9 protein-coding genes and 1 tRNA gene are annotated in these 13,817 nt (G+C 49.4%); 5 read left to right on the forward strand and 5 right to left on the reverse strand.

Annotated elements, in window-relative coordinates:
• Window positions 1-667, forward strand: a 667-nt coding sequence (locus GX117_06610) for a hypothetical protein (protein NLO33013.1), incomplete at its 5' end; no start/stop codon positions are given.
• 136 nt (window positions 668-803) lie between these two features.
• On the opposite strand, the gene GX117_06615 is transcribed toward GX117_06610, so the two are convergent.
• The 3 genes from GX117_06615 to GX117_06625 all read right to left on the reverse strand — a co-directional run bounded on the left by GX117_06615 (window position 804) and on the right by GX117_06625 (window position 3,757).
• Window positions 804-3,035, reverse strand: a complete 2,232-nt coding sequence (locus tag GX117_06615; protein ID NLO33014.1) for a tetratricopeptide repeat protein — start codon at window positions 3,033-3,035, stop codon at window positions 804-806.
• 31 nt (window positions 3,036-3,066) lie between these two features.
• A complete protein-coding gene (gene queF / locus GX117_06620; protein ID NLO33015.1) occupies window positions 3,067-3,534 on the reverse strand; it encodes an NADPH-dependent 7-cyano-7-deazaguanine reductase QueF in 468 nt (155 codons plus the stop codon).
• 136 nt (window positions 3,535-3,670) lie between these two features.
• A tRNA-Leu gene (locus GX117_06625) sits at window positions 3,671-3,757 on the reverse strand.
• A 388-nt stretch (window positions 3,758-4,145) separates the two neighbouring features.
• On the opposite strand from GX117_06625, the gene GX117_06630 reads away from it, so the two are divergent.
• Together GX117_06630 and GX117_06635 are read left to right on the forward strand one after the other, a co-directional pair.
• Window positions 4,146-4,790: a discoidin domain-containing protein gene (locus GX117_06630; protein ID NLO33016.1), complete on the forward strand. Its 645-nt coding sequence runs from the start codon at window positions 4,146-4,148 to the stop codon at window positions 4,788-4,790.
• A 282-nt stretch (window positions 4,791-5,072) separates the two neighbouring features.
• Window positions 5,073-6,023, forward strand: coding sequence for a hypothetical protein (locus GX117_06635; protein ID NLO33017.1), 951 nt, complete (start codon window positions 5,073-5,075; stop codon window positions 6,021-6,023).
• A 70-nt stretch (window positions 6,024-6,093) separates the two neighbouring features.
• Here the strand turns inward: GX117_06635 and ilvD are convergent, their stop codons facing one another.
• Both ilvD and recG read right to left on the reverse strand, forming a co-directional pair.
• Window positions 6,094-7,815, reverse strand: a complete 1,722-nt coding sequence (gene ilvD / locus GX117_06640; GenBank protein ID NLO33018.1) for a dihydroxy-acid dehydratase — start codon at window positions 7,813-7,815, stop codon at window positions 6,094-6,096.
• Window positions 7,816-7,966: 151 nt separating this feature from the next.
• Entirely contained in the window at window positions 7,967-10,051 is a 2,085-nt protein-coding gene (gene recG / locus GX117_06645; protein ID NLO33019.1) for an ATP-dependent DNA helicase RecG, read from the reverse strand.
• A gap of 839 nt (window positions 10,052-10,890) precedes the next feature.
• Between recG and GX117_06650 the strand changes: the two genes are divergently transcribed.
• Together GX117_06650 and GX117_06655 are read left to right on the forward strand one after the other, a co-directional pair.
• A complete protein-coding gene (locus GX117_06650) occupies window positions 10,891-11,766 on the forward strand; it encodes a hypothetical protein (protein NLO33020.1) in 876 nt (291 codons plus the stop codon).
• Window positions 11,681-13,817 (forward strand): hypothetical protein (locus GX117_06655; GenBank protein ID NLO33021.1); only part of this gene is annotated, 2,137 nt, incomplete at its 3' end. The genes GX117_06650 and GX117_06655, both read left to right, overlap by 86 nt.

A 13,817-nucleotide genomic window follows, 5' to 3' on the forward strand; every position in this document is an offset into this window, starting at 1 on the left:
CACCAACGAGAACGGAGGAGACTTTTTCCTGCCCGGTTCCCCCATAACCGTGACGCTTCAGATCACCAAGCTTGGTTCCGATTTGCTTAACAGTCTTGATCTGACAGAAATTATTCCCGCAGGATGGAGCCTTGCCAATTCACCGAAGAGTGATGTGCAGGTTGTCGAAAAAATGGAAGGTCTTGGTCTATTTCTTCACTTCAATTGGCGTGCCCCTCATACCTTCCCGATGACTCTACAATATACGCTCATACCTCCCGCTAATGGAAAAAATTTACTCACCATCTTAGGGCAGGTATCCGGTGTGCTTTCCGGTGGAACTCGTAACGGAGAAATTGTACCCACTGTAGTGGCGGAGTTCGTAGAAGAAGTGTTTACCCACACTGCGGACTTGGATCAAGACTGGTGCATTTCACTTCCCGAATTGCTCCGTGTTATCCAGCTTTTCAACAGCGCAGCGTATCACTGTAATCCCGATAGTGAAGACGGTTACGCTCCCGGTTTGGGCGATTTCTCCGGATGCCTCAACCATCTTGCAGACTTTAACGCCGATGGTATCATCGACTTGTCTGAATTGCTCAGAGTCATCCAGTTGTACAATAGTGATTCCGGATACTATTACCTATCCGAGAGGTCGGAAGATGGGTTTATGGTTCTTCCGCGCTAAGCCCTATCCTACATCTTAGTATTGTTTGGCTGAAAAGTTAAATCTGCTAGCCTTATATCGCGATGCTCCCGTGGGTGTCGCGATTTTTTTATACGGTACCTTGCAGTCATAAGAACTATGCGGCACAGTGTTCCGATTAAGGGTGAAGCTTTTGGATCTCATCCCACTTTTCATGAAGCGGCCCATCGTCCGGAAAGAACATAAGCGACTGCCCTAACAGATCCCGTCCATGAAGCCGGGCCTGCGTCATTGTTTCGTTCTTTTCCCATGTTAAAAGCAGCGTTGCCATATTGTGGCATGCAGTGATACATTGGAGATCTATCTCAAGGGCTCGGCTATAGAAATTGAGCGCATTTTCCATGTCGCCTTTCTGTTCATAGCAGTAGCCCAGATTATTCAAAGAAAGCACGTGATTGGGATGAATGGCTAGACTCTGCTGATAGTACGCCATGGCGCCCTCTAGATCTTCTTGCAGGAAAAGAATGCGGCCAACATTGTATAGGGCATCCGCGTTTTTGGGGTCAAGGCGAAGCGCTTCCTCAAACTGTGTAAGCGCACCGTCCAGATCTTCCATTTCCGCCTTTGCATTTCCCAAATTAATGCGGGCAAGAACAAAACGGGGGTTGATGCGCAGGGCATGTTCAAAATATTCTGCCCCTTCAGCGGCGTGCCCTAAGCGATATAATTCGTAGCCCAAATTGTTGTTGAGCATGGTATTATCAGGATTGGATTGGAGCCCCTCTCTATACGCTTGAATCCCTGCTTCATAGGCTCCTTTGTTAAGATACAGACGGGCAAGATTCGCGTATACAATGGCTGATTCTGCGCCTAATTCCCGCGCCGTCTGATAGGAGTCTTCCGCACGATCCATATCGCCGCCGGCAGCATAGGCCATGCCCCGGCGCAAATGCCACGTTGCAAGGGAAGCACTATATCCTGAAAAATTGTAGTGGGCTGCAGGAACCAGTACCAAAAGACTGAGACAGCTTATGAATAGTGATTTCCTGCGCAGCTGTACAACAGCGCCATAGAGGTGATTTAAACCGACAGCCGAAAAAAGAAGCATGAGTGGAATTAAAGGGACGCGATACCGGCCGGCAACAAAATAAATGATCACTGACAGCGTATACGAAGCAAAAATCAATAGAAGCAACACAATGTTGGAAAGCAAAAGATCTTGCTCTTGATCCTGCCGCCTGCGGTAGGTGAGGGCGAATGTAAGGAAGAGTCCAAAGAGAAAGAACGCGAAGACCCACGGGAATCCCGGTAAATATTTCAGCACAGGAGAAAATGCTTTGTCATAGCTAAGGACCGTGTCATTGGTAATTTCTTGGGGACCGAAGAAAAGCAGCGTTTTAAAGGCTAGATTGGCTACGAATTTTCCCGGATGTTTTAAGATAAAAGAAAAGGCCTTTTCATAGAAGTAGTGGTTGGCCTCTGAAAATGTGAAGTGCTCTTTTCCTAAAAAGGAGCCGAGTCCACGGACAATGCTCGGATAATCGAAACAAGACCAATGTTCGATACCGGCAAGTTCCATGAGCTCAGGAATATGAGGCTCGACCATGGAGGCGCCGGGATGGTTGCCAACATAGAGGTTGATACCACCGTAGGAACTGATAAACACGGTATCATGGGCAACCATATAATTGCGGATAAAAGGAGGGGCAAGCACGCAGCCGCACGCGCAGACCGTGATTCCGAGCGCAAGCAGGGCGCGACGCAAAGACGTCGAATGTGCCCATGACCGCCAAGCCATCCAAAGCAACAGGAAGGGGAACATCAAGAGACCGTTGGGACGCAGCAGCGCAAAGATTCCCATCAACACGCCCACCAATAGGGCAAGTAAGAGAGAGGTTTTTTGCTGCCAGCGCAGCAGGGTGAGTATCAGCAGCTGCAGTAAAAAGATGGCAATTACCGGATAGGTCAGTAATCCCTCGAAGTATGGAAAAACCCAATAGACTGCCATCAAAAGACCGGCGATAAAGCCTGTTCGTCGGTCGAAGATTTTTTTGCCTATAAAGTAGAGGAGAAGGGCGTTCAACGCGCCAATACCCATTTGAATGATGCGGGGCATATAATCATTGACGCCGAAAATCCAATAGACCGCTGCGAGAAACCACGGATAACCGGGCGGTCTGCCGTGGGGAGTGCTTCGTATTTCCGGGTCGGCCATGCCGGCGGGAACCGTCCAATCGCCGGTGGCGAGGCTGCGTGCCCAATAGGCGTTATATTCAGGGTCGTAAATGGGATGGGAGAATTCCGGCGTCTGCTGCAATTCGTTGAAATAAAGGACGCGCAGTAAAACTGCAATAAGCAGGATACATGCCGGCATGAAGATGGCTGACCATCGCCCAAACGAATGCTTCACCGAATCAATACTCCCTGGATTGGCGTGTTCATTATTTCTTGGATTTCGACGCAGGTTTTTTAGGAGCCCTTGCAACATATTGGGTTCTAACGACGCTTGCCAAACCGCCGCGAGGGTTGCAGGCTATTTCAACCGTCATGCGCCGCGGCTTGCAGCATTCCACAAGATCTTCGAGCATGCGGTTGACCAGATGTTCATACCAGATGCCCACGTTACGGTAGGAAAGCAGATAATATTTTAAGGAGCGCAGTTCTAAGCACCATTCACCGGGTACGTAGCTGATCGTAATAGTGGCGAAATCGGGTAAACCAGAAAAGGGGCAGACTGAAGTGAACTCGTCTGTTTCCGTAATGATTTCGAGTTCTTGACCGCTAGGCGTATGGCTGTATTCGTAGGGGAAACATTCTAAACAGTGACGGTCAATCTTTTCCGGACCATCAAAGGGCAGTACTTTATCCTCTGCAGTGAACTGGGTGTGGGCATCGTTTTTTTTCTTCATGACATATGTTTCCTTCTTCTTGATGCACGGGGCTTCTTTTCCAATCACCGTTTATAGTAGCACAACGGCTGTGGGGCGAAGAGAAAAAAAAGACGCCGCAAACTGATGGGAAAGCGGCGTCTTTACAAGAGTCTTATGGTGCCGGAGAAAGGACTTGAACCTTCACGCCCTTGCGAGCACATGGACCTGAACCATGCGTGTCTGCCAATTCCACCACTCCGGCGAATGACAAACAGTACTTTACCTGAAATACGGAGTAAAAGTCAATTTCGGTTTGAAGCTGCCGAGGTGACCTGAGTGCCGCGTCCTTGATACTGGGCTTGTGTGTCACCCACGCCATGGTGCAGAATTCTTCGCTCTACTTCGAGTAATTATCTTTCAATATTGAAGCTGGTGGCTTTTCCTATTAATTATTTGAGCCCTTGAATATTTTTTTTATACTGTCGTCTAAATGAACGGAAAAGATGGATATGCATTTAAATGAATTGATGTGGTAGAATGTTGCAATTCCGGTATCGAATCCGATAGCGGAGCATCCACTGAAACTATCAACAGAAAAACTATCTCTAAACTGTAAGGAGCGAATCATGACTCAAAAGAACGTGTATTGGATGGCTGTTATTGCTGCACTGATGCTGTGCATGCCCTTAGTTTCTCAGGCACAGGACGCCGATCTTGAAGAAATCAATATTGAACTGCCGGAGCCTTTCTTCGGCGGTACGCCCATTGATTATTGGAGCCCCAATCTTGAACCCCTCGATTATAAAGATCGCCCGCCCTTCATGGCACCCAAAGGCGCTAGCAACGTAGCCAAAGGTAAAGCCGTTACGAGCAGCGTTCCTCCCGTTCATGGCGAACTCAAACAGCTCACCGACGGCGATAAGCACTATGCCCGAACCAGCTTGATCGAATTGCCCGACGGCGCACAGTGGGTGCAGGTTGACCTGGAAAAAGAATGCTCCATCTACGCAATCCTCTTATGGCACTTCCATGAAGGTAACCGCGTCTATTTCGATATCGTCGTTCAAGCTTCCAACGATAAAGAATTTAATGAAAACGTGACGACGGTCTATAACAATGACCACGATAATTCCGCCGGCCTCGGTGTAGGAAAAGATAAAGAATATCAAGAGAGCTACAAAGGCCGTCTCATCGAAGTCGAGGACTTGAAGGCCCGTTATCTGCGCTTCTACAGTAAAGGCAACACGGCTGATGATTTTAATCATTACGTGGAAGTTGAAGTTTACGGCAAATAAGCGAAAGGCTCCTGAAATGGCTTGCCTTCATTGCCTATAGGCTTAGCGGTCGTCTCGACCCTGACCAACAATCCGTCTCATATATGATCCCGTCACAGCACCCATGAATGTTGTGGCGGGATTGTTGACATTATAGGGGACATATGCGTATTATGAGCAGGTATATTGTTTGTGTTTTCTGAGGATTATTGAGCTAATCTCGGATTTCCATAACACACACATAGTAGTCTTTTTTACAAGGAATAGGAGTTTCATCGTCGTTACGGAAGGAGCATAAGGGCAATGACTGCAAAGTACCGTCGCTTTTCAAAAGTGAAATGCTGCATCTGGCGCCTTACGTTGCTGGGAATTCTGTTGGCAGGTGGTTCTGCATATGCTGAGGATCTATTGACGGCGGAACCTTCCACGCTTGTTTTCAACACGATTGGTGAAAAACAATGGGTTCAATTATCCTTGAACGGACAGCTCTTAGCGCCATCGGCAATTAAAGGCTGGAGTTTTTTAACGGGCGGGCGCAGCTACACCCATATGATTCTCGTGACCCCCACGGAAAAAGGGCTTCTTATCGGACCGAGTCTCACCGCTGAAGTAGGATCCTACGAATTGCTCATCAACACGCGTCATGGCACGGTGAAATTATCGGTAAGCACTCCCTTCAAAGGTCAAGAATCCATTTTAGAAAAAACCATGCATGAGCTTGGCATCAGCGAGGAAGAGGCGCGTGCACAATTAGGCTTTTCTCAGCGTTTCGAGCGCGAACAAATCAGTTTAAATCTTCCCTCTGTTTATTTCGTGGGTGATCTATTAGAAATCGAAGTGCCCGAAAATGGTAATCTCAGGTGTGTGTGGAAAGTGAATGGCGCAACGGTACTAGAAGGATTCGGCCAGCGTTTGCTCAGACACAAACTTAGCTTTGAAGGGCCTCTTGAGGTTAGGTATGAGGAATGGCAGGGCGAAACGCTCTTGGCTGCAGACACGGCGCAGAGCAGCGTATTGCGCCGCCCTCCCATCCATGTGGATACTACTGTAAACACAACGACGACCTTCCGAGGTCCGGCAAATTACAAATCTTATGAGTGGTACATCGAAACGGCGTTTTCCAGTTATCAGCCGTCCATTTCTCATGTCTTCATGGAACCGGGATTATACCGGGTCGTGTGTGTATCCGGCGATCCCCTTGATGATTCTCTAAAACAAACCCGAGAAGATGTATTTGAGGTGACAGTAAAATAAACCCCGGCATGGCCTGACCCTGTCTTACTTGCAGTGACGGGCCTTTCAGCCATAAAAGTTTTATTCTGTGCTATTCCGTCTTTTTCCGACAATATTCCGGATGATCATCGGTGACGGCACCTTTCGATGCGGAAGACACAAGACAGGCATACTTCGCCAGAACACCGCGTGTATAGGCGGGTTTCGGCGCTTTCCAGAGCTTTCTGCGCTGTTCAATTTCTTCTTCCGACACCTCCAACGTGATCTGCCGCTTGGTGGCATCTATGGTGATGATATCTCCATTTTTAACCAAAGCGATGAGCCCGCCTTCTTGGGCTTCGGGCGTGATATGGCCCACGACAAATCCATGGCTGCCGCCGGAGAATCGGCCGTCTGTGATTAACGCCACATCATTGCCCAACCCGCGCCCAATGACTGCCGATGTGGGGGCAAGCATCTCACGCATACCGGGGCCGCCTCGGGGTCCTTCATAACGTATTACCACCACATCGCCCGCTTTCACGGTTCCGTTCAGGATGGCATCAAGAGCCTTTTCTTCAGCGTTATAGACGCGCGCTTTCCCTTTGAAGAACAACCCTTCGTGGCCAGACAATTTCGCAACGGCCCCTTCTTCCGCCAAATTTCCATATAGAATAGTTAGATGTCCATCTTTTTTGATGGGATCGGACAAAGGCCGGATAATGCTTTGGCTTTTCGGGTAAGGTTTAACACCGCGCAGATTGTCAGCCAAGGTTTTGCCGGTCACAGTCATGCAGTCGCCATGCAATAAGCCGGCATCCAACAAAGCTTTCATGAGCGGCGTAACACCGCCAATATTGACCAGTGCCTGCATCACATGTTTACCTCTGGGTTTTAAATCGGCCACTACGGGAACCCGTTTCCCAATGCGGGTGAAATCGTTGAGGCTCAGTTTTACGCCTGCCGCATGGGCCATCGCCAACAGATGGAGCACGGCATTGGTGGATCCGCCGAGCGCCATCACGACGGTGACCGCATTTTCAAAGGCTTTCTTGGTCAGGATATCTTTGGGCCGTAGGTTATTTTCGATGCACTTCATAACCGCCGCGCCTGCGCGTCGACAGTCTTCGCGCTTTGCATCAGATACAGCGGCTTGAGCGGAACTGTTGGGAAGGCTGAGGCCCAAGGCTTCAATGGCGCACGCCATGGTATTGGCCGTATACATGCCGCCGCAAGCGCCCGGTCCGGGGATTGATTTGCGCTCAATAGCCAACAATTCCTGATCGTTGATTTCCCCGCGGGCATGTTTGCCTACCGCTTCAAAAACGGAAACGATGTCTGATTCGCAGCCGTTGACACAGCCGGGGAGAATGGTACCGCCATAAACGAAGACGGCGGGCCGGTTTAGGCGCGCCATAGCCATTACTGCTCCCGGCATATTTTTGTCGCAGCCGCCAATAGCGATCAAGCCGTCAAATTGCTCACAGCCGGTAACCGTTTCAATGGAGTCTGCGATAACTTCCCGGGATACCAATGAATATTTCATTCCTTCCGTTCCCATGGATATCCCGTCGGAAATCGTAATGGTACCGAAAATAAGGGCTTTGCCGCCCGCTTCATTGACACCTGTTTCTGCCTCGCGGGCCAATTTATCGATGTGCATGTTGCACGGGGTTACCATACTCCATGTGGATGCAATTCCTACTTGACTTTTCTTAAAGTCTTCGTCGGTGAATCCCACAGCGCGCAGCATAGCACGGCTTGGTGCGCGGGCATCCGTCTCTGTAATGCTTTTGGAAAATTTGCGGTGTCCTGATGTTGTTTTCTCTTTCATGGCGATTCCTCTCTGGTTGGTTTTTTCAAGTAACAACGCCTGTTTTAAATATGTTCCGCTGTTTTCTTAAAAATCAAGGAAACGAATCGGTAGTGAAAGATGAATATCTTTAAAATACCCCGGTCTATGGGCGGTGTTGCGCGAAAGGCGCCTATACAAACATCCCGTCTAAAGCCCGAATCGCCTTGACGAGGGGCGCATGTTCCGCATGTTGAAGCTGAGGATCCCGCTTGAGTAATTCAGCGGCATCACGTCGCGCCGTGTCAAGGAGTTGCATATCATGGAGCAAGATAGCCGTATCTAGGTTTGACACGCCGGATTGTCGTAAACCGGCATATTCTCCCGAGCCGCGCAGCTCCAGATCAGCTTCGGCAATTTTGAAACCGTCAGTACAAGAACATAGCAGTTCAATGCGTTTTTTCGCTTCCGGTGTTTCCGGAGCGCCCAGTAAAAAACAATACGATTGAATGGTACTGCGTCCCACCCGTCCGCGCAATTGGTGGAGTTGGGTCAATCCGAAGCGGCCCGCGTCTTCAATCACCATGGTGGTAGCCGTTGGTGAATCGACGCCCACCTCAATGACTGTGGTGGAAAAAAGCACATCTATTTCCTGATTGCGAAAACGTGTCATAATGGCGTCTTTTTCTCCGGCATCCAAGCGGCCATGGAGCAGTTCGCAGCGCAAGCCTTTTAATGAACCCGAGGAAAGGGTCTCAAAATGGCTGATAACGGGCGTTAAATTCGTAAAATGTTCCGATTCCTCAATCAACGGACAGATGATATAACTTTGCTCTCCTTTGCCCGCGCGCTCATGGAGATATTGGTATAGGGCATATTTTTTGTTTTCGGAGACATAAGAGGTCTTCACGGGTAGGCGTCCCGGCGGCATGTCTGGGATCACAGAAATATCCATGCCGCCGTAGAGGGTGAGTGCCAAGCTGCGCGGAATAGGCGTTGCTGTCGTATGGAGCACATCCGCTTGGATACCTTTGTTGCTCAATTCTGTGCGTTGCCGCACGCCGAAACGATGTTGTTCATCAATGACCACGAGTCCGAGCCTGGCAAAACGGGTACTTTCTTGAAATAAGGCATGGGTGCCTACCACGACTTGAATCGCGCCTTCAGCGATTGCCTTGCGTATGCGGGCTGCTCCGCCGGTGGCGCCGGTAAGTAGGCTGGTGGTGATTTTTAAAGGATTGAGAATGGACGCTAAAGTCCTGAAATGCTGTTCTGCCAAGATTTCGGTAGGCGCCATAAATGCGGTTTGCAGTCCGCTGTCCAAGGCGGCAAGCACGGCATGTACGGCGGCAATGGTTTTGCCGGACCCCACATCCCCTTGCAGCAAACGAAACATAGGGTGCGGTGAAGTCATATCTTGGAAAATATCTTCAACGGCGCGGTGTTGACCGGGCGTAAGGGGGAAGGGTAATTGTGCTTGAAAGGCTTTCAATAAGGGGCCATCTATTTGGTGGCGGAAACCCGGTGTCTCATTGACCCGTATTTGCCTGCGTTGTAAAACCGCAGCTTGCATGGAAAGCAGCTCTTCATAGACAAAGCGTTTTTGCGCCTGTTTTGCTGCCTCAATGGTCGGCGGGAAGTGCAAGGTATGGAAGGCTTCTGAAAGAGGAAGAAATTGATGCTGTTCCCTCAAAAAAGAGGGAATGGTTTCCGTAAATGCTGAGGCACACAGTTGAAGTGCCTCGTGCATCCATTTGCGAAGCTGGCGCTGGGAAATACCTTCGGTCAGCGTGTAAATGGGTACAACGCGACCGGTGTGCAACAATTCTTTGCCGCCGTCTTCAGAAATGGGCTCATAATCGGGGTTCAGTAATGCGGGCCCTTTGTATTCTCCCACTTTACCGGTAAAGAGACAGCGTGTTCCCGGTTTCAACGCACTATTAATCAAGAAACCTCTGCCGTAGAGCATGACGTTGATCGACCCGGAGGCATCTTGCACGCGTAAAAGTGCACTTGATTTGCCTCTTCGCTGAAAAAGCGTGCGCGCCTCAGTAATTTCCGCCTCAATCGTGATCGTTGCGCCATTTTCTGCTTCAGCAATCGTGAGAACACAGGAATGATCACGGTAGTCGCGGGGAAGATGCATCAACAAGTCACGGATATGGACAATATTTAGGGCCGCCAATTGAAGGGCACGCTTTTTTCCTATGCCCGATAAGAGCGTAACGGGTTGATCGATAGGGGCGTGCGATTCTTTGGTATCGGAAGGGACAGGCATGACAAAAAATATGTTTTCTCGAGGTTATCTTTTCAGCAGCGGTGGATTAAGCAAGATTTTTGACCGTGCCCCATGATTGTTCAAAAAATTGGGCATGGGCATCTATTGCTATTATACAGGTCTGAAAGACGCTGCCCAACCGCGTGGCGTCTTTATCATGGAAATAGAGGAACAGGAAAGTACGTGGAGTATCGCTCCATCCTCTAAGCCTTCATTTTTAATCGAAAAAAATAAAGATAATTAAAATATATGGCGATAAGCGGAATCAAAATTTTGTTTTGAATGTTGTAATTGGTGATCTGAGAACTGCGATGCTATAAACACGTATATCTACAGTCAATAGATATGCGTGCTATTGTTATCGGTAGCTATCGCACTGTATCGTAAGTTTTGTCGTGATGTGCCATGAAAAGTGGTGTACGGAGAAGTAGAAGTTTTCGTGATTATTATTTTAAAATGTCAATAGTGAATTCCTTTCGGTTGCATTCCTTAAATTTGAATAAGGTGTGCAACCTTTTTTGTCGTGGAAGAGTCAATCCTCGGCAAGGGATTGTGCGATATTTGGGAGCTCTTGTGTGGAATCAAATATGCTTGCCTTTTTTGCCGTACATATGATAAACTGAATACACTGTTTTTGGAAGAATTTAGAGGAGGCTATTCTACTGTTGTAGCCATTACTACAACGGTAACTATAAGTATCTCGCAAATGTTCTGTGAGGAAAGTTACATTTGTATTGTTTTAAACTGAGACTATTTTCAGCTTAATATAAGAGAAGAAATGGATGGTTTTGATTGATCCTGTCGTTCTAGGGCTAAGATCAGAAAATTAGGAGCGTGACATGAACCAAACACAAAAAAATGGATCCCCCTTAACCGGTCTGCGCAGTGTTGTTGTTTACACTTTAGCGTTGGGTCTTTTTTTTTTAGGGATGTCTGGTCTTGCCTATGGGCAAGGATCGGTCGTTTTTGACACCGCTGGTGCGGATAGTTTTACGGTACCTGACTCGGTCACCAGTATTACGGTCGAAGTATGGGGTGCCGGCGGCAGCGGTGGTTCACGGGCGCCCGGCGGCGGCAACAATACGGCCTTGGCGGGCGGCGGCGGCGGCGCTTATTCACGCAGCACCTTTCCGGTTACGCCCGGAACCGACTTTGATGTATATGTAGGTAAGGGTTCCTCTTCCACTGTGCCGGGAGAGGATTCTTGGTTTGACAGTCCTTCCACCGTTTTGGCGCAAGGCGGTCAGAGTGTTGCGGCGAATTCCAATGTTCCGGGCGCAGGCGGCAGCGCCGCAGCCGGAATTGGTGACGTCAAATATGACGGCGGTACAGGCGCTGCCGGTGTAGGCGGCAGTTTCGGCGGCGGCGGCGGCTCTGCTGCGGGTACGGGCGCTGCCGGTGCTTATGGCGACAGCAGCCAGATTTTGCAAAATGGCGCCACAGCGCCGAGCGGCGGCGGTGACGGCGGTGACGGCGCACAAGTGGGCATTCCCGGTGCTATGGGTGTGGCTCCGGGCGGCGGCGGCGGCGGCGGATTCCGAGCGGGCAGCAACTCTACACAAGCAGGGGCTAACGGTGCAGACGGAAAAATTGTCATTAGTTGTTCCTGTGATATTGACGATGTGATTTTTGCAGCAGGTACGTCTTCTGTCCGTTGTTCCGGAGCCGGTCAAGTTTTTTTATACTGCAACGGCGACGGGAGCCGATGCCATTGAGTACGCTTTAGATGCCGATAGTTTGACCGCCGGCAACAGCATTAATGCTGCGACCGGTGAAGTCACCTATGTGAGTGCTTGGTCCGGTACCACGGAAATCACAGCGACAGCCTCGTCATCAAAGTGTATGAGGAGTGCGGTTCACACCGTAACGGTTACGCCCACGGTAAGTGCTCCCGTATTCAGCCTTGGCGCAAGTTCGCAACGCTGCCGCGGCACGGAAACCATCGTGTATGGTGCGATCGCTGAAGACAGCACCGGTATGAGCTACAGCCTCGACGCTGCCAGCCTTGCTGCCGGTAATACGATTGATGAAGATACGGGTGAAGTGGTCTATGTCGCCACGTGGTCGGGAACCTCTGTGATCACCGCTTCTGCCGAAGGGTGTAATGGACCGGTCACTTCCGAACATCATGCGATGACCGACACCATTTTTGCGAATAACGATACGGTAACCGCGCTGCAAGGAGTGCCGGTTATTTTTAATGTTCTTGATAATGACCTCTGTAATATTGACCCGAATTCGATAACCATTACTCATAACCCTGTGGGCGGTTTTGTTCAAGTTGGCGCTGCCGGCGAAATGACCTATGTTTCTTTTGGCGCCTATTTGGGAGAGGATTCTTTCTCCTATCAAGTGTGTTCTCCGGCTCCCGTTGTTTGTGTGGAAGCTACAGTAAACATTACTGTTACGGAAGCATTAGATAATCCCTGTTACTTAGCCAACAAAAACCATACCTTCTATTTGCCATTCCCGGAGAATGATACACAGTTACGCCAAAGCTTGGTGAGCGCAGGCAGCAGCTCCGATGATATGAGCAGCGGCGTCCGCACGATTCTTGCAGTTTCGGTGCCTTATCCGAAGACAGCCATTGTTTATGACCATTGGGAAGATGGCTATGAAGCGGATATCAATGCCCCACTTCAGCCGACCACCGAAATCTGGGGAGATGGTGACTTAACCAATGGTGTAGCGCCGGGATATCCCGACGATCTTATTCCACCGGGGGGCTATATTATTATAGATAAAACCTTTGCGTGGACACGAACGGATTTGCAGTACGACGGCAAAGACAAGATTTTTTCTACATCGTACATTGCAGTATCGAAAGTGTCCGGTGCCGCTTCGCGCTTTAACGTACAAAATGTTAAAACCAATGTTTCCGATATAAGCCGCTTCGGTCAGTTTTTTATCTTGCCCTTTGGGGAAGATGTGACTGTTGGTCCCACGACAGTCTTCCGCTATACCGGCCTTTTTGTCCGTGCAGCCGAAGACGGAACCATCGTAGAGCTCGATTATGATGGAGATGGTGTGACCGATGTGAGCCAAAGCCTCAACGAAGGGGAGGTGTGGTTTTACAATGGTCAGGCGAGCTCGCCGGGCAACACGGGCAATGACACGAATAAGGCCAGTGATATCAAGGCAGGCGCACGGGTTCTATCAAATAAAGACGTAGGTGTAGATCTGGTCTTTGGTGGTATTGATAATTACGGGACACGCAATATACCGGTGCTGCCGGGTAAATTTAATGGCGCCAGTTATGTTTCCCCCGTATATTCCACCAGTTCCAGTGCTCCAGCCGTCACTTATTTTGTTAATCCTAATGAAGACCCCATTACCATCCATTGGAAGCGACATTCGGGAAGCCCTTTAACCGGTTCTTTTTCAGTCCCGGCCAATAACGGTATTGCTTTCTTTAATATGGATGTTGCATCGGGAACAGAATTTATCAGTTCCGCAGGCGAATCCTTTACTGCCGTTACAATCATTGATGCGGATACAAGCGGTTCCACCTATGACTGGGCATTTAACATGATTCCCGAACATCGGCTTACACCCATGGCCGCTGTTGCTTGGGCTCCGGGAAGCAGCGACCTTTCGGCCAACTACGCACCGGTTTGGGTATCCGCTTCACAAGCGACCACCGTTTATGTGAAATACGATGGCGATATTACGGCGGGCGACCCAAGTAAGATTAGCCCGTGCGGCGCTCACTATGATAATTTCTATGTGGTCGATGCGCTTGAATCGCTGTTGATTTATAATCCGA

The sequence above is a fragment of the Candidatus Hydrogenedentota bacterium genome, assembly GCA_012523015.1.
Lineage (GTDB): Bacteria > Hydrogenedentota > Hydrogenedentia > Hydrogenedentales > CAITNO01 > JAAYBJ01.

Coding starts and splice junctions, on each gene's coding strand:
- recG (NLO33019.1), bottom strand. CDS start 10,051: ATGCCTGTCCCTTCCGATACCAAAGAATCGCACGCCCCTATCGATCAA.
- GX117_06635 (NLO33017.1), top strand. CDS start 5,073: ATGACTGCAAAGTACCGTCGCTTTTCAAAAGTGAAATGCTGCATCTGG.
- ilvD (NLO33018.1), bottom strand. CDS start 7,815: ATGAAAGAGAAAACAACATCAGGACACCGCAAATTTTCCAAAAGCATT.
- GX117_06630 (NLO33016.1), top strand. CDS start 4,146: ATGGCTGTTATTGCTGCACTGATGCTGTGCATGCCCTTAGTTTCTCAG.
- GX117_06650 (NLO33020.1), top strand. CDS start 10,891: ATGAACCAAACACAAAAAAATGGATCCCCCTTAACCGGTCTGCGCAGT.
- queF (NLO33015.1), bottom strand. CDS start 3,534: ATGAAGAAAAAAAACGATGCCCACACCCAGTTCACTGCAGAGGATAAA.